This window comes from Flagellimonas alvinocaridis, assembly GCF_965248585.1.
In the GTDB taxonomy this organism is placed as follows: domain Bacteria; phylum Bacteroidota; class Bacteroidia; order Flavobacteriales; family Flavobacteriaceae; genus Flagellimonas; species Flagellimonas alvinocaridis.
Window position 1 is genome coordinate 1,765,922 of sequence record NZ_OZ252111.1, and the last position, 17,627, is coordinate 1,783,548.

The following is a 17,627-nucleotide window of genomic DNA, read 5'->3' on the forward strand; positions in this document are numbered from 1 at the left end:
TTTTTTGAATAAGCTATTGTCAAAAGCAATTTCACATGGAGAAACTCATCAAACTTGTTGGACCGACGTATAAAAGTTCGATTATTTTCAATCTGGCAGTGTATACTTTTTTCACCATAAGTATCAGTGCCCATAGCGCCAAACTTCACAAAGTCATTCCAACCGACAGCATTACGTTGGACACCAGATATTACATCGAACTCAACACCTTAAAATCCATAGCGGCCGATCTGGATGCTTCCAACCCACTCGACATAAACGACGAGTGTGGGGAACAGACCTGTCAAAGTTTACGAGAGTACCACCACAAACTCTACAATCTGGAAGATGACTTAAGGGTATATCAAAATCTACTGTATTACAGCATCTATGCTTCCACACAAATTTTTGAAACCTATGCAGAGACCACAATAGCAAACGAGGAGTTTAAAAACAAGCTGCAAAATAGACTAATAGTAAAGGAAGGCATAGCCCAGTTTGCCTCGCTGCTTGCAGATATTCCCTCCATCTATGACCATATCAAGAATGGTAGTGGTCCGTTACCCAAAAAGACAGGTGACAAATTAGTACAATTGCTGAACAAAGCGGATGCCAATCTTACCGTTCTCAATAACGTGGTCAAGGTGGCCAAGCGAGATGGGGGTACTGATGCTGTCACAGAAATTACCGGCAGCCAAAACTGGTCCAATGTGTATGCGAGCCTTAAATCTGGCATAGATGCCTTAGTCTTGAATGAGCATTTCAAGACCTTGGTCGGTTCGGGCAATGCCACCAAGGTACAGTATTCTAGGGCCAGGGCAGGGGTTGGTGCCCTTATTTTTAGATTGTTGGGTGTTTGGGCCAACCATGAACAGCAGCTCATGAGAGAATCCATCGGCGAACTGGATGAATATTTGCGGGTCAATCAACATGTATACCAGCAACATTATCAGCGAAAAGTGTTGAAGCGTAGTATTTATGACTATATCGACACCCTGAAGACCAGAGTCCAAAAGCAAATGCGGAACGTGGAATGTAGCTCCCGCTTTTCTCGGGAAGACCGAAAAAATTTCCTCATGAACAAAAACACCTTTGGTGCCGGTCTTCTCTACTACAAGGAAAAGATAGTCAATGCTGCGGCTGACCATGGTTTACTTTGGAAAAGCCCTCCCTGTGTAACCTATGCGCATCGCTTTTCGGTTAGGGATGGTATAGGGAAGGAGTTTCCAGCAAAAATTACAGTTGAGCAGTGGACCGGTACCAACAGTAACAGAAAAAAGTTTGAGGGGATTGCCAATGGCAACAAGGAATTCATGCTCCTACCAACCACCTATCTCCTTAGAATCCCACAGCAAACGGGTCCTGACCAAGTGTCCAAAAGCGATATTATACTTTGGAGTTATAAAATACCGGACAGCCAAAAACAGGTCATAAAACCCAATTCTGCAAGCAAAGATTCCATTCGCCAGATCACGGTAAAACCTTATGGAAGAGTTCAATTGGAAGTGTTTGACCCACAAGGAAACCCTATGCCCTTTAGCTATACTATTTCCAAAGGGAGTAAAATCGAGAGATCCACTGCGTACCTAGGCAAGATATCCGAAGCCAAGAATGAAACCACCCAACCGGTTATTTTGGACCTCCCAGCGGGTGATACCCTATATCTGGGATTGGAAGACTTAAAACGTATTTTGGTACCTAGAGAGGTCAAGGATTTTGTCCTGGAGCCTGGAAAACTCAGAAAGTTCAGCTATACCCTTTACCCACATCCCTACAAGTTTACCATTATGGACGGTGTGGGTAGGCCCATAACCCCTTACATCAACATTGCAAGGGTTTCCGATGGCCATGTGGTTTACGATGGACCCAGCAAATCCGAAGACATACGGTTAGCCCCGGGTAACTATAAGATTCATATCAAGGAATCTATCGATTTGAGTTTTTTCAGGGTATCCGAAGCTACCATTTCCTATCATAACATTTCGAGCTACGACCCCTATAGTATTACCCTGAATCCGTACGGTAGAATCAATTTGGATGTAGTGGACCAAGCGGGCAACCCCATTGATTTTAGATATGCTTTTAAAAATCTATCCAACGGCAAAACAATAGCTTCTTCGCTAACAGCACAAAACAAGACGGTAACTACCGATCTGCAAGCGGGGGTAGAACTGCAATTGGAGCTTATACATGCCTTTGATTCCGATACCAAAGAAGTTGTGGTGGTTCCTGGAAAAATAAACCAACTCAAATACGTCTATGACAAGAGGAAGTTTTACGAGACCCCAAAAAAAGTCACCGATCCACAACCGTTGAATTCTAAACCAAATTCCACGGCCAAAACACTAAAGGAAGCCCCAGCTGGTTGGGCAAAGGGAGTTTTGTACAATTCAAATGATGGGACTTGTAAAAGATATACTGGATTGACCTTAGAGTTTGTAAATAGGAACAGTGAGTTCTTCAATTTGGAGACTGGGGAACGTTCTGAACGTATTTTGGTACCGCCCGGTGCGCAAGTACAGGTGGCCGCACCAAACAATGGCGGGCATTACCGGGTACAGGTGGTTGAGAAGGATGGTTCAAAGAATACCGTTTCATTTTGGTATTTGCAACGCTCCGTGGACGGTTGGTGGTTTGCCGCAGGATGTGATGACGGTACAAAGCCGGAATCCTCCAATTGTTTTAACGGCATTGACAATAGGGGAGGGAAAAGCTATTCGGAGTGTAGAACACTAGGAGAATAGTGATAAGAATTTCCATAACTGGGCTATACGTAATTTGTGCACATATGGACGGGGTGAAACCAAAAATGACTTGTTTATTGAAGTTATAGATTGGTAACAGCTATAGTTTTGTAAGGAACTTTAAATATAGAATGACACTTCCCAAGCAATTTTACATAACGTCAAATTATAGCTTACGGATGGCGAAACCTATAAATTACTATACAACGACATTTGTACTATAATGTTCTTGCGTTATGTAACTTGAGCTTTGGTAAAAGCGAAAGTTTGTACAGCACTCCCTGAGAAATTTCTTCTAAAAAACTTCTTTAAAAAGATAATGGAATGCTTTTTTGCCTAAAAAGCCGTAGGGTAGGGGGCAAAAGTGCATGAAATGGATAAAAACCCCAGAATTTCTAAGGTTTTTCTGCAATGAGTTTTTGTGATCATTTTATATATTAAGGGACTCCAAGTTATTGACTTCCTACAGTTTACCTTTCCCCTGTAACATCCATGACCGACTTGCAATCTAGTATCTGATAATTTTCGCAGTCTTCAAAACAAAACCTTTAAATATCATTAACGATGAATCAAGTTATCATTCAAAAAATCAATTTGACCTTAATGGTTGGAGTGCTATTAGTTATGTCAAATAATGTTCATTCCCAGACAAAAAAAATTATTGACAATCAATCTGGATTTTTCAAAGAATTTCCAAGGTCGGAAAGATTTTATGGAGATTATTCAACAGCGGTTTTAAATTCAATGGAGGAAACCATGGAAACAGATGATTATATATTCAAAAAGAGATATAGTTGGTCTTATAAACCCGGCAACTTCGTAGAACAAATGAAAGGCTCTGTATCAGACGATTTTGCGAAAAACTTGTCTGGAGGTATAGGAATTGGTGTTGGAATAAATAAGAGCATAAGTAAGTATGCTTCAGTTAAGGCGGGATTTGGATATGATATCAGTGGTTCGCTCCATGATATAGGATTTGGCAGAAACCAAGTTGAATCCAAATATGAAAATATGAATAAATGGTTTAGTAATAAAGAGGTTTATGTAGAAACAATTAGAATAAAAAAGGGACTTGCTTCTCATAAAGAAGGCATAGGTCATGCACCCGAATTGATAAAATCCGAAAAAGTTGAGTTTGATGTTGATTTGATTCTTGAAAAAGGTTCTGAGGCTATACTTGAAGGGAATGGAAGAGTTAAAAGTATTCTCTTTAGTGAACATATGAAATGTGAAGGAAATTATACGGAATCTTGCCTTAAAAAAAATGAAAATTATTTGGTGCACAGAGCATGGAAGTCAGCCAAAGGAGATGTTGGGGCATTTAGGAAAATATTAAATGAAGAATTAAAGAATATAGATTATAATAAATTAAATGATCATGGCTATCTACAATCTGTTCTTAATGCACTAAATGGCATCGCAATTGATTCCTTAAAAAATGATATGCGGCAATTGAGCGAAATTGCAATTAATAACGAAAAAATCCTTGGTCATGTTGGGAAATCATTAGCACTTCTTATTTCCAACAATCAAAGCAAATCAGATTTGTCAAAAAAAATCAATGATCTTGAACAAGATTATTCAGGTTACAATGCAGGGCTTCAGATTTTGTCTTATGTGTTCACCTCACCAGAAGCTCAAAAGACAATAGCGGCTTCTAGAGAAATACTAAAAGGAGCTGAATTTACTCAAAAACTATTGACCAAACTAGATGGTGCAGAATTGGGGTGGAGCAACAGTTTACAACTAGCTTCAGGTTGGATTGGTATCGGAATGACAGTAGCTGGTATACTATCCAGTGGGGGTAAAAATGCCGAGATGGAAGCCTTCAAAGAGATTATGAGAATGTTGAGTGACCTTAGAAAAGAAATGCACCAGAGGTTTGACTATATAGATGAAAATTTAAGGCAAATTTTCGATACAATGGTTCAAAGTTTTGATATCACAATCGACAATGTAAGAATAAATCAAGACATTGTAGAATCTAATTCGTTGAAACTAAACCGCATACAAAGAACTTTAAACAGGTTGAATGGTAAAGTAAATAGTTACACGAAAGAAATACTCCAACATGATATCCAAAAAGAGCTAGCAATTTGTCATAATTACCACAAATTGACATCCTCCAACAACAAGGAAGCGGACTTAACTGAATGTATTTTGATGTTAATCCATAGTATTCACAACTTAAGCGAATCTGCTGCTTTCACAATAGAAACTAATGATGATGCCCTAAAGATTATTTCAAATCACCCTAATAACATTTCTGCATTAACCTATGCTATTATCGAGAACCTTAATCTTTCTCCTGAACAGAGGGATGACATAATTGTGAATATACTTAATTATCAAAAAGTAGTGCCAAACTATGAAATCTGGTCGGAACTCTCTAATGAACTTATCCACTTGATTTATGAGCAGAGAGAGGGGCTGAAAAACATTAATAGAAATGAATTAGTTAATCTACTAAGTGGACTAATTGAAAAAGGCAATAGAATCAAAAGAAGCCATCGCAATTTGATTTTTGACGGTGATTCACTCAGGCTTTACGCACTTCAAAACACAATTAACGCCTTCAAAGGTATTTCGGAGCAATTTGAGGTGCAAGTACTTGATTTTGAAAGCAAGTTCTTTAATTCTGATGAAGGTAGAGTATATCAAGGTTACTTGAATTTTCCAAAGCGAAATTCTTCAGATTTCTCATTGTCTGAAATAAATCTAGCCCCAGGCATTCCTAGCATCGTACCGTCAGATTTTGAAAATTATAGGATTGCAACGAATCTAAAAGATTCAGACAAGCCATTTATTGAGAACTTTCCTGAAAAAGGTATGAATAAGTTCAATGTTCCCATAAGTGCATTTTCAATTAAAAATGAATTCAATGATGAACTAGGAGATGTATATGATTCCGGGTTAAGAGATTTTCTGTTTTCCAAGGATGGGCAAACACCTTTGGCTTTAGTTAAAAGAGGTTATATAGAGTTCAATCAAAATTGGTTTTTCTTAGAAGGAAATCGTTGCGGCCCTCAAACTGGGATAAATAACGTAGTTGATGCCGGACGTGAAGGTGATTTGATAACAGTTCTTTTCACCAAAGGTGATCTTAAGCTCAGCGAAAAAGATATTGAAAATCTCAACATTAACCTTATTAGTGATTACAATGAGAATTTGCTTTTTTACAAAACGAGTGAATATAATTCCATAATGTCTAATTGTTTACAACACATACTGACCTATGGTACTCTTAGGCACGCAGGAAATAAGGGGCCCAACGGTGGGGATTTTGGGAATAATTCTTGGATTTATAATAGATCTACAAAAAACCCTCTTAGAGCAAACAGACATGATCTTTGGGGAGTTGGTGTAAATGCCTTTATCGATAAGCATGGGGGACATAAACCAAATTTTGTGGATCTGGTGAATCGCGACATAAGCAAAGGGTTTAAAGATGTAGATTATGATATATCTAAGGATTGGTCAGAGTATAAGAAATATTTGGACATCATACTGTATAGAGATTTGCTGAGACAAAAAATAGAATTTCTAAAGTACTTAGAATATGAGTTAGAAATTCAATCCAAAAGTATTTCTATTAATGATAAACTTGATAGACTTAACAATCTAAACGCAATCATTCGTTCCTATTCTATGACTGCCATGAATAGATTATATGTTAATGATGAGTTAGGATTTGGACGACTAGACTATATAGTACAAAATCTTACAAACGGTCTTGATTTCAGAATTAATCTTCGCAAATCAATTGAAATTCTGCAGAGTATAATTGAATTGGAAAAAGAGTATTTAAAAAAAGGAAAAATTGGATGGCAAAGTCTTCAAAAAAAAATCAATGATACTGATAGAGAACTAAATAATTTGGGAATAGTTGATATCCAATTATCTCCGCGAATGGAGGGTCAGCTCAATAACATGTTCTATGTAAAGGTTGAATATACATTTGGCAATTCATTTTCCAAGAGTACAATTGAATTTGACAAATATCTTGAAGATTTTACCGAGTACCTTAGTAACGCGGAGAATAACAAAGAAAACTATTATGATCCAATCATAGACGAAACTATATATAGGTTACTTTACATTAAAGGATGGTTGAATGCTACTGAATTGTCAAATGATTTTTTCGAAGATTGGGAAGAATTATCCCAAGAAACCTTTATTGATTTAAGTGATATGGGTTGGGATTATGTCCCTAACCTTAAAAGTTTGGATAATTTAGTTTCTCTTAATTTGTCTGGGAATAACTTAAAAAATTCGAAAGACTGGCCTAACCATACAAACCTCGAATGGATAAACCTTTCTGGTAATCAAAATTTAAAGTATTTAAATAAACAGTTTGTCAATTCTTATCCAAATTTAAAATATTTAGATATTACCAACACCAAAATTAAAAATATACCTATCGAACTTCTGTCTTCTAAGAGTTTCTATCATATTTGTGTTGACGAAACATCTAATATATTTAGAAAGAGAAAATACAAGAAATATCAGAACAAGATTAGTCCAAAATGTCCATATTAAACTTCAATTTATAATGTTGAAGGTATACTCACATAGAATAGGAAAACTGAACTAGTTGCCGTTTTCATTATTTAGGTAAATCTCCATAACCGCCTCTTTGAGTTCCATGAGAACATGACAGCAATTTTGACGCTCCAGTTCTGAAAAGGTATCCCAAGGAAGAAAATGGAACATAAAAATGGTTTTGTCCAAACTTTGGGTAAGGGAAAGAAGGTCCCCTTCATGGCATTCTTCAATGTAAGAGAGTAGGGGTGTGAGGTCACTATGGTTCAACTCATTATTTTCTTGTTTCATATGTAAGAAATTAATATCAAATATTCCGATTATCGGAATAAATATACTGTATTTCAGACAGAATGAATGTTAAAAGTTTAGATTTTTAGATAAACCTTCCCTAAAAGCTAACTTTATGAACTGAAAATCAGATAAGAATGACTGAATTAGGATTGTTTTTAGCTAAGAAATCTGTTAATCGTTCAGATGTAGCGAGGAAGACAGGAATTAGTAGGACTCGTTTGAGCGAGCTTTCTAACAATAAAAGAACAAAACTTCGTGCTGACGAGCTCTATTTAATAGCTCTAGCAATTGATGTGAATCCTTGCGAAATTTTAAATGAGGTATGTAAGCATTTAAATATTGAAAAAGAGGACTAATCTGTTTCAGATATCCAAAATATGGCCGCATACTATTATATCGAAGATTTAATTGATTTTGATGTCAAAACCGAATTAGAAATCGAGAATGGTCTTATATTAAAGGTTGCACCAGAAGAACAACTTGAATTATTAAAAGGGTTACTGGTTCAATTTGGAGTTATACCATTTGATTTTAGTTTACATGAGCATAGGGTAAAAAAAAGGCTTAAGTCTGGAGGGGCAAATCTAGAAAAAAGAAAAAATGATGATTTTAGATACTTTGTTCTAGAACATAGTGTTGGTAATCACTATGATTTAAACTTTGCAAAAACACTCCAATTAATGGATAAGGATTTTTTTGTTCCCTTTGGATTTGCTAAATCCTCTGAAATAGGAGTTTCTATAAAATATTCATTTGAACAGTTAAGTGCTCATACTTATTTTATTGACAAGAGCATAATTAATTTTGACGCACAAAAAAGCCAGTTTTATCCAAAAAAATGGGATGCTAAGTCTTTTACGGCTGAAGACAAAACCCAATTTTTGAAAATTCTCCAGTTACTTAGAGACTTCGAGCAAATAAAAGACAATTACATTCATATCTCTAAGGCCTTAGATGATTTTTTCAAGATAAATGAAATTTCGAATAATTCGGTTTTTAAAATTGTGAGCTATATAGCTTGTTTAGAATTGCTCCTTGTAGATATTGGTATGGATCGTTTGAAATCCATTAATATGCAATTACAATCTAAAGTGAACTTGATAAATAATCGACTTAACAATCCAATTATAGTATCAAATTTTTTTAAAGGGCCTGATTCACTAGATTTAGGAACGGTAATAGGTAAAATTTACAATTATAGGAGTTCAATTGCCCATGGAGATGTTCTTGATTTTAAGAAAAAACTTAAGATTTTGGAGAAGGTTTCTTATCACGACGTTCTAAGGCTTTTAAGAATAATTCTGAAACAAACAATTTTATTTGCTCTCCAAGAACCTCAATTAGTTAGTGATTTAAAGAGTTGCTAGAGGAAAATGCGGGCCGGCGTTGGGGTGAATTTGTGGCTTGGCACACGCGATAAAAAGTGATTATCCAGTGGATGATTACTTTTTTCGGCGAGATGGAGAATGGAGCATTGCCACCAACGCGCCATCTGGCTCCTTCACTAAAAAGGTCTACCAGACCTTTTCTTTACGTTCGGCCCTGTGTGGGCGTAAACGCCCAAGTAGCGAAGCTATAAGACACAAAGAGCGCGTGGAAGCATATTTTCTTCTTGATTTTTTGTTTCTTTTTTATCAAGAAAAAAGAAAGGAGACAACAACTCACATATCATTCCTATTTGACATAATATTCCATTGGCCAAATAAATTTTAATTAGGGGAGTATTTGAGCAAGTGCTTAGAAATTTACGCTTCAGCGAAATTTTAAGCTTTTGCGACAAGCTGACGAGATTTTCCTGAAATTTTTCTTCTCTGAATTTTCAATTAGACCAAAGGTTACAACAATTACGAAAAGCTGAGCTTTTAATGGCGCTGGCCAAGTGGCTGAGAATTGCGTATAAAAATAAATGCTTGGGCATTTACTTTTTATGAAAGCAATGTGCTGTTGGCCGAGCGGCTATTTTACATAGCGACAAATTATAGGTACAAATGCGTAGCATTCACGAACACCCATAAAATAATTATTGTGTGAGTAAATGAAAAGATGCGGCGTAGCCGACCGCTAGTGAATGTTTCATGACCCCGTTGAAAATTTCAATAAATAACGCTGACTTGAGGGATATTTTACATAATGGAGAATTATAGCTATCTAATGGCAAACCCTTAAAATACAACATGACGACATTTGTACCATAATTTATGTTATGTAAAATAGAAAATATATAAAGAAAGGGAAGCCAATAAAACTTCCCCTATTTTACTTAAGCCATCACAAAAATAGGCACATTGGATTTTCGAACCAAATGTCTGGCCTGGGCCTTGTTGTGCACACACAATAATTGCGTATTGGTACGGGCTACGTAGCTTACCAGACCATCCATAGCATTAGAGCCTTCCGTAAATACATAGCTCACAGTTTTTTTCCATAGATTTTCTTGCTGCGGTTCGCTGGCATCCTGATTCTTTATTTGGAACAAACGTACGGGTTTGTCGTTGTCACGTTTTAAGTCTTTAATGATTTCTAGACCTTTAAGTTGCATTTCATTTCCAAAAAAGCCCAAATTAAGGTCCCTAAAAGTGTGAAATTTGTGGTCTTCACCCATGATCAGTACGTTCGTTTTGGCTTCGGAAACGACAAAATCCGTAAGACTGTCCGCCCACAGACCAAGTCTGTTCCGGCGTTTGCCCAATACTACAATATCAGGTTTATGTTGTTCCAAATGCTCCTTTACCGTGTTTTTTACGTTACCGTAGACCAAGGTATATGCAATGGGCAGCTCCTCTCCCACCGGTACATGTTGGATCAGGCTGTGCATCTTGGCACGGGTCTCGCGGTCGTCTTTATAGATGGTATCAATGGCGGAAAACTGACTTTCCCGTTTTACCACGTCAATGGCGGGTTTAACATGGAGAACCTCGATGCTGGCGTTAATGGTCTTGGCCATTTCCACTGCGTTGATAAATACTTGGTCAGAATTCTTGGATAGATCCAACACAACCGAAATACGGTATTTAGGGTTATTTTTTTTAGGAATCATTTGCTCTAGATTTGATGTGTTACCCTAAATATACTGTACAATCCCAAAATCAGCTGAAGTTTAACTTTTGATTAATATATTAATTAGTTGATGCTCAATTAAATACTGTTTAAATTGAGAATTTCTAAAAAACTAGAACAAGTGCCGTATTCTCTTTACCCAACGAATGGGAATATTATACGGCGCATAACGCATGGGCACATCCAACCAATTGGCCCGTTTTACCACCGATTTTTGATGTGAAAACAAGTCAAACGAATGCTTGCCATGGTATCCACCCATACCGGAATGCCCCACGCCCCCAAAAGGCAAATTTTTATTGCTGATATGGATCACGGTGTCATTTATGGCGCCTCCCCCAAAACGGTAGCGCCCCATGATTTCTTTCTGAAACTTACGGTTTTTGGAAAACACGTATAGAGCCAATGATTCGGGATAATGTAAAATATAACGGTCCAAATCCTCTTGGGTCGAATAAGAAACAATGGGCAATATAGGCCCAAAAATCTCTCCTTCCATTAAACCACTTTGTATTTGGGGCTCGTTTACCAAAGTGGGCGAAATATACAGGTCTGCATCTGAACAGGTGCCTCCAAACAGCAGGTCTTCCCCTTCCAAGCTTTGTTTGAGTTCCTCATAATGTTTTTCAGTGGCCATCCGGGCAAAATCAGTAGAACTCTGCACATCTTCGCCATAAAACTTAACAATATTCTTCTTCAACTGTTCTACCAATTTCCCTTTTACAGATTGATGTACCAGAATGTAATCCGGGGCCAGACAGGTCTGCCCAGCATTGATAAATTTTCCCCAAGCTATTCGTTTTGCAGCCAAATTGATGGAGGCCGTTTCATCAACAATGCAGGGGTTTTTACCGCCGAGTTCCAATGTCACCGGAGTTAGGTTCTCGGCGGCGCTCTGGTAGATGATCTTTCCCACACGGGTGCTTCCCGTAAAGAAGATGTATTCCCATTTTTCTGCTAAAAGCGCTTGGGATACCTCTACTCCCCCCTCAACAACTGCCACATACTCCGGCGGAAAGACTGCGGTAATGATTTTGGCAATGATTTTTGATGTATTGGGACTAAGCTCGGATGGTTTCAGTACCACAGTGTTACCAGCAGCAATGGCCCCTACCAATGGTGCCATGGCCAACATAAAGGGATAATTCCATGGGGAAATGATCAATACCTTACCGTAGGGTTCTGGTTGAATCCAGTCCTTGGATGGAAAATTGGTCCATGAAAAATCCACAGGATTTGGTCGGCTCCAAATCGATATATGCTTTATGGCATGCTTCAATTCGGCAAGCAACAATTGCGTCTCCGTGGCCAAAGCTTCAAACTTAGGTTTTTTAAAATCGGCATACAGCGCATCACAGATAGCGTCTTCCATTTTCAAAACTTCTTGCATCAACTTTTTTAAGTACTGCTTGCGAAAATGCGAATCCCTCGTACGTTGCGAAGCAAAAAAGGTGTTCTGGGTTTGCACTATGCTCTTAACCATACTGTCATTTGAATGATTTCTATAAATATAACCAAATCCCTCAATGCCTAGAGGTCATAAAAAAAGAGCACCGAATACATCGGTGCTCTTTTTTATATTGTATAAGGAAGGTGGCACTTATAAAGTTATCTCTTCGGTGGCACCATTGGGGTAGATTACGGTGGCTTTGTCATCACATGTGCCATCGCCAAAATCCACAGTTACCTCAAGTCCGTTTTTGGAAACGACCATGCTTCCAGAAGTGAAGTGACCACATTGGGCATCGGCCTCAATACCGCTGCTTTCTATGGAATAAGTATTTCCGTTGGCCTGGATGGTCCAAGTACCGGAAAGACCTATGGTAAAGTTTTCCAAGGTTTCGCCAAAACTAAAGGTGAAGGTTTTATTGCCATTCTCCACGATGGTGCTTCCATCGACCAATTCAATGGTCATATTGCTTGTCACGGTAATCGAAAAGGAATTTCCTTCCATATTGCCATTTACCACAAAGTTTCGGGTTCCGTTCAGTTTTATGTTGCCTACATAGAAATCTGTAAAGGTCACATTAAAAGATGTAGCCTCTCCCCCTGTGTCGTAGGTGGCGGTCACGGTACCGTTTACATTATCGGTGCCATTTAACACACAATTGTTAAAAGTAGCGGTATATCCTGTCTCGGTATATTCTGCAACATAGCAATCATTGGATTTTGATGTTTTTGCGGTTTCACCGTTATCCGCAAAAAGTTCAGCCAAGGCGTTATCGGCAACACTTGCCAATTGGTCGGAAGTTAGAATGGTCTGCACTTCAACCTGGGTCAATTCTTGATCGTTGGGTGCTTTGGCATCATCACTACAAGATTGCCCAACAAGTAGTGTTAAACTTAAAAAAGCAATTTTACCGAAGTATTGTATGGCTTTATTCATGTTATATAAGTTTGGGTTCATGCTGCTTTAACGGTAATACATGCACTTTAGTGTATTTGTTTGTCGTAGATCGATAAAATGTTTGGGGGTATTTAAGTATTTTGCCCCGAAATGTGTTATTTTGAGACATCAATCTAAAAAGCTATCATGAAAAAATTAAGAAAAGCTTGTCTATACCTTTTTGTTTTTGCTCTTGTATTGTCTTGTAGCAATGATGATGGGGGCTCTACAAACACGACCAACCTCCAAGTGATAGGGTTATGGGATTTGGCCGAAGTAAACGTAAGCTCGTCACAGGATATAGATATGGACGGTTCTTTGTCATCCAACCTAATGGATGAATTGGAATGTATTTCCGGTACACTTTTGATTGATGGTGATATGGTATGGACCTTTGAGCAGACCAATGTGAGCATTACCGCGATAACCAATGGTCATTTTTTTGCCCAATGTTCTAGCACTGTGGTCGCTACGGGTGCATGGGCTTCTTCGGAAACTGAAGTCGTATTGCAGGGTAGCGATTTATTGGGAACCTTATCCATAAGTGGTGACCGCCTCATTAAAAATGTTGGGGACGATCTCCCGGGAATACGAAGTTATGTATATGTGCGCAGGGCGGAATAGGATTTGAAGCTATTCAGGTTTTTGGGCCACAATCACCCACATTTGTTTATCGTTTTCGCGCTCCCATTTACCATGATCATCAATTTCGGAAACAATCGTAAAACCAGCTTGTTTCAGCTCTTCCCGGACATAATTCGGAGCTAGTGAGTGGGATGCCACTTGGGTTTCCCTAGATGTACCGCGAACCCATTCCTTGAGTTTTTCCAGAATCATCACTTTTCCACCGGGTTTCAACGCATTTTTTACATGTTGTAGGATTTCTTTATGGGCATCCATTTCATGGTAAGTGTCCATTATAAAGACAAAATCCAACTCCCTTTGTGGCAATTTGGGATCATCATAATCCCCTAATATGGTAACAATGTTCCCCAAACTTCTCTCATGGGCATTTTCCCGTAGTTTTTCCAACCGGTCTGAACGAACATCTACCGCGTATACCCTTCCGCCTTCAGATACTTTTCTGGCTAGATGAATGCTTAAATATCCTTCATGGCAGCCTATATCGGCCACTCTGTCCCCCTGCTCTACTCCTACTATTTTTAGCAAGAATTCAGTTTTCATCCATAAATCCCGTTCCTTCCAATCGGCTTCGGTATATTGCCCCAATACCATAAAAGGGAAAAAAACCAAAAGCAACAAATAGAGGGAACGGGTGGATTGTTTTATCATACTTGACTAGTTTTCAATAAGTCCCTGTCCTTCTATCCATGGAGCACCAGCAGCTTTTAGATCGGCTTCAAGGGTAGGTAATGTACTTTTAACCAGAGTGGATAGCGCTTTTTTGATTTCCTGTAACTGATCATCGGCTCTTTTCAAAGCAGCTTTGTGGTTTCCTGTTGGACCATAGGTGTTACCAAGGGCCACCATGCCCACAAAATTGCCATCACCCGGTGTTGGTGCATTGTTCTCCCCTATCTCATTCTTCGCGGGGTTTCCGTTCATTTGTTGATTCAAATCCAATAGCTGTGTTTTCGCTGCATAAATTTTTGATGAAAGCGCAGCATTGGGGTTCTCAGCTTGATCTAAAGCACGTCTCATTGCATTAACTAGGCTGATGCTTTTGCCCAAGACAGTATTGGTAGCCGTAAGGTCTTGTTGAAACTCCTGGAAATTAGCCCTGAAGGCATCTATTTCAGCAATGGGTTTGGATGGCAATGCACCTGTACCCAATGCCTTTACCTGAAATGTTTGAGGATTGGACAATGGCTTTAATTCTCCGTCTATACGTTGATGAAGCTCCACGGAATAGGTTCCTGGTGTAGCCAAGTAAGGAACTGCAAAATAGTCTTCATCCCCTCCACCTTGAGGGCTGTCTAAAGAAATTCCTCCTCGGGATGCATAGGAAAGATCCCATGCTACACGGTTGAATCCTTTTTTGTTGGTGCCTGAAACGGTATTTACCACTTTGCCCGAACTGTCCTTTACCAAAAGGACCAATGCGGGGTCTTCTTGGGTGGTTTCTTGAGCTAGTTTGTCCCATCCGGGGAACTGGACATTGCTTTTTTGCTTGTTTAGGTCCTTTTCTTTTTCCGTTCTGATTTCTTTTAAGGATTTCAGTTTTTCAGGCAGATAGTAAGTAAAGGTGGCCCCAAAAGCTGGATTTTTGGCTGCATATTCAGAATGTCCTTGACCGTACACCTCGTCTTTTTCAATGTACCAATAGGCAGGCTTTACCTTAAATAATGTTGGGGTTGTGGTAGATGAATCAAAATCCCGAAGAGAGGAAATATCATCCAAAACAAAGATTCCACGACCGAATGAACCGCCAACAAGATCATCTTCCCTACGTTGAATGGTAATATCCCTAAAAGAAATGGTTGGGACACCTCCATCCAACTTGGTCCAACTACTACCTCCATTATTGGTAAAATAGATGCCAAATTCTGTGGCTGCGAACAACATTCCCTTCTTTTTATGATCTTGAACAATTCTCCAAGTAATCAAACGATTGGGTAAATTCCCATTGATGAAGTTCCAAGTGTTTCCTTTGTCCGTACTTTTTAGTAAATACGGTTTAAAATCCCCTTCCTTGTGATTATCGAGTACCAAATAAACCGTGTTTGCATCGTGCAAATCCGCACGAACATCATTAACAAAGGCTCTGCTGGGAACCCCCTTGATGTTGCCCAACATGATTTTTTTCCATGAATCCCCTCCATTTTCAGTGACTTGTAGTATGCCGTCATCAGTTCCGGCATAAATAAGACCTTCCTGTAGTGGAGATTCTGCCAGTGAGGTGATGGTATTGTAGTTGGACATGGCCCCAACATCCCAAGGATTGTCCCAACTTTGTTGGCGTCCCATGATGGGTAATGGCAACCGTTCCTCGTTTCGGGTAAGATCAGATGATATTGGAATCCAGTCATCTCCTCTATTTTCCGATTTCCATACCCGGTACGAAGCAAAATACAAACGTTCCGGTTTGTGCGGACTTACCAAAATTGGAGAATCCCAATTGAATCGCTCAAAAGGATCTTCAGCCTTTGGCTGAGGCTGGATAAAGACCGTTTCACCAGTGGTCTGGTCTATACGCCACAACCAACCTTGTTGAAACTCACCATAGGTGATATTAGGATTTCCGGGTTCTGTGGCAGATTGATGCCCATCAGCCCCGAGGGTGATCCACCAATCCGAATTTAGGATACCCGCCTTGCTCTTGGTGCGAGAAGGCCCACCATGGGAACCGTTGTCTTGGGTACCTCCAAAAATATTATAGAAGGGTTCGGCATCATCCACGGCAATCTTATAATATTGGGTCACGGGTAGATTGGCAAAGAAACGCCAGGTCTGGGTATCGTCATAGGATTCATATAGGCCGCCATCAGTCCCGAAGAGTACATAATCAGGGTCTGAAGGTTTAAAGGCCACTGCATGGCTGTCCACATGCTTTTTGTCCTCATTCATTTGTCGGAACGTCTTCCCATGGTCATCCGAAATCAAAACGATATAGCTCATGAGATACAATCGACCTTCATGATGGGGTGAGGTATACAATTCTTGATAGTAGTGTGGTCCAGTTCCTCCGGAAACTGCATCAGACTGCTTGGTCCATGAAGCCCCGCCGTTTTCTGACATGAAGACCCCTCCTTTTTTACGGTCCAATTCAATGGCTGCATAAACAGTTTCATTATCGAATTGGGAAATGGCCAAGCCAATTTTCCCCAAATTGGAAGTGGGAATACCGCTTGAAAGCTGGGTCCAACTCTCCCCTCCGTCAGTGCTTTTGTGGATTCCCGACCCGGGACCTCCACCCATATAAGCGGCAACGGTCCTATGTCGGTCCCAAGTGGCAGCGTAGAGTACGTCTGGGTTGGTGGGGTCCATGACAAGGTCTGTGGCTCCGGTCCATTCACTATTGCCTAGGGTTCTGTTCCAGGTTTTTCCGCCATCAGTGGTCTTATAGAGCCCCCTTTCGCCTCCTTTAGACCATAGTGGTCCTTGGGCAGCGACCCAAACGATATCAGAATTTTCAGGATGTACAATAATCTTTGAAATATGCTCGGAAGTTTTAAGTCCCATGTTGTTCCATGACTTTCCTTCATCATGGCTTACATATACTCCATCGCCAAAACCTACATGTCTGCCACCTACATTTTCCCCGGTTCCTACCCAAATGGTACTGGGATTATTGGAGTCTAGCGTGATGCATCCAATGGAATAACTGGATTCCTTTTCAAAAATGGGGGTCCAGGTTACCCCAGCGTTAACGGTCTTCCATACATTGCCAGAACCAACGGCAACATACCATGTATTTTCATTGTTGGGATGTACGGCAATATCGGCAATACGTCCCGATGTCAATGCAGGTCCCAAGTTGCGAAACTCTAGCCCCGCATATGGGGATGGGTCGGTTTTTTGGGCTTGGAAGGTAAAAGTACAGGAGAAAAATAATAGAAATAGCGTGTAGACTTTGTAGTAATGTCCCATGTGTAACAGTTTAGTCGGATTAGCAGTGTAATATAACTAAAAGCCTGTATGCCAGTTCTAAAAGAAATGTGAAA

11 protein-coding genes are annotated in these 17,627 nt (G+C 39.5%); 5 read left to right on the forward strand and 6 right to left on the reverse strand.

From position 1 onward, the window contains the following. Positions 1-35 precede the first annotated feature (35 nt). Entirely contained in the window at positions 36-2,723 is a 2,688-nt protein-coding gene (locus tag ACP14V_RS08090) for a hypothetical protein (protein ID WP_272610102.1), read from the forward strand. Positions 2,724-3,287: 564 nt separating this feature from the next. Then, entirely contained in the window at positions 3,288-7,262 is a 3,975-nt protein-coding gene (locus ACP14V_RS08095) for a hypothetical protein (RefSeq protein ID WP_272610103.1), read from the forward strand. A 51-nt stretch (positions 7,263-7,313) separates the two neighbouring features. Here ACP14V_RS08095 and ACP14V_RS08100 read toward each other — a convergent pair whose 3' ends face one another. Further along, the gene (locus ACP14V_RS08100; protein ID WP_272610104.1) at positions 7,314-7,556 is read right to left on the reverse strand and encodes a hypothetical protein; all 243 of its coding nucleotides are present in this window, start codon (positions 7,554-7,556) and stop codon (positions 7,314-7,316) included. Positions 7,557-7,693: 137 nt separating this feature from the next. On the opposite strand from ACP14V_RS08100, the gene ACP14V_RS08105 reads away from it, so the two are divergent. Then, a complete protein-coding gene (locus ACP14V_RS08105; protein WP_272610105.1) occupies positions 7,694-7,915 on the forward strand; it encodes a helix-turn-helix domain-containing protein in 222 nt (73 codons plus the stop codon). A gap of 21 nt (positions 7,916-7,936) precedes the next feature. Continuing rightward, positions 7,937-8,926 carry a HEPN domain-containing protein gene (locus tag ACP14V_RS08110; RefSeq protein WP_272610106.1) on the forward strand — a complete coding sequence of 330 codons (990 nt, stop codon included), beginning with the start codon at positions 7,937-7,939 and terminating at the stop codon, positions 8,924-8,926. An 893-nt stretch (positions 8,927-9,819) separates the two neighbouring features. Here ACP14V_RS08110 and ACP14V_RS08115 read toward each other — a convergent pair. From ACP14V_RS08115 to ACP14V_RS08125, 3 genes are all read right to left on the reverse strand, one after another. Beyond that, positions 9,820-10,596 carry a universal stress protein gene (locus tag ACP14V_RS08115; RefSeq protein WP_272610107.1) on the reverse strand — a complete coding sequence of 259 codons (777 nt, stop codon included), beginning with the start codon at positions 10,594-10,596 and terminating at the stop codon, positions 9,820-9,822. 132 nt (positions 10,597-10,728) lie between these two features. After that, positions 10,729-12,099, reverse strand: a complete 1,371-nt coding sequence (locus ACP14V_RS08120; RefSeq protein WP_272610108.1) for an aldehyde dehydrogenase — start codon at positions 12,097-12,099, stop codon at positions 10,729-10,731. A gap of 117 nt (positions 12,100-12,216) precedes the next feature. Beyond that, complete coding sequence (locus ACP14V_RS08125) at positions 12,217-13,002, reverse strand: hypothetical protein (protein WP_272610109.1); 786 nt, start codon at positions 13,000-13,002, stop codon at positions 12,217-12,219. Positions 13,003-13,149: 147 nt separating this feature from the next. On the opposite strand from ACP14V_RS08125, the gene ACP14V_RS08130 reads away from it, so the two are divergent. After that, positions 13,150-13,626 (forward strand): hypothetical protein, encoded by a 477-nt coding sequence (locus ACP14V_RS08130; protein ID WP_136567537.1) that lies wholly within the window; start codon positions 13,150-13,152, stop codon positions 13,624-13,626. Between the two features lie 9 nt (positions 13,627-13,635). Here ACP14V_RS08130 and ACP14V_RS08135 read toward each other — a convergent pair whose 3' ends face one another. Together ACP14V_RS08135 and ACP14V_RS08140 are read right to left on the reverse strand one after the other, a co-directional pair. Further along, complete coding sequence (locus ACP14V_RS08135; protein WP_272610110.1) at positions 13,636-14,295, reverse strand: class I SAM-dependent methyltransferase; 660 nt, start codon at positions 14,293-14,295, stop codon at positions 13,636-13,638. A gap of 6 nt (positions 14,296-14,301) precedes the next feature. Further along, positions 14,302-17,553: a VPS10 domain-containing protein gene (locus ACP14V_RS08140; protein WP_272610111.1), complete on the reverse strand. Its 3,252-nt coding sequence runs from the start codon at positions 17,551-17,553 to the stop codon at positions 14,302-14,304. Positions 17,554-17,627: the final 74 nt, after the last annotated feature.

Coding starts and splice junctions, on each gene's coding strand:
- ACP14V_RS08140 (WP_272610111.1), bottom strand. CDS start 17,553: ATGGGACATTACTACAAAGTCTACACGCTATTTCTATTATTTTTCTCC.
- ACP14V_RS08110 (WP_272610106.1), top strand. CDS start 7,937: ATGGCCGCATACTATTATATCGAAGATTTAATTGATTTTGATGTCAAA.
- ACP14V_RS08130 (WP_136567537.1), top strand. CDS start 13,150: ATGAAAAAATTAAGAAAAGCTTGTCTATACCTTTTTGTTTTTGCTCTT.
- ACP14V_RS08115 (WP_272610107.1), bottom strand. CDS start 10,596: ATGATTCCTAAAAAAAATAACCCTAAATACCGTATTTCGGTTGTGTTG.
- ACP14V_RS08090 (WP_272610102.1), top strand. CDS start 36: ATGGAGAAACTCATCAAACTTGTTGGACCGACGTATAAAAGTTCGATT.
- ACP14V_RS08120 (WP_272610108.1), bottom strand. CDS start 12,099: ATGGTTAAGAGCATAGTGCAAACCCAGAACACCTTTTTTGCTTCGCAA.
- ACP14V_RS08100 (WP_272610104.1), bottom strand. CDS start 7,556: ATGAAACAAGAAAATAATGAGTTGAACCATAGTGACCTCACACCCCTA.
- ACP14V_RS08095 (WP_272610103.1), top strand. CDS start 3,288: ATGAATCAAGTTATCATTCAAAAAATCAATTTGACCTTAATGGTTGGA.
- ACP14V_RS08125 (WP_272610109.1), bottom strand. CDS start 13,002: ATGAATAAAGCCATACAATACTTCGGTAAAATTGCTTTTTTAAGTTTA.
- ACP14V_RS08135 (WP_272610110.1), bottom strand. CDS start 14,295: ATGATAAAACAATCCACCCGTTCCCTCTATTTGTTGCTTTTGGTTTTT.
- ACP14V_RS08105 (WP_272610105.1), top strand. CDS start 7,694: ATGACTGAATTAGGATTGTTTTTAGCTAAGAAATCTGTTAATCGTTCA.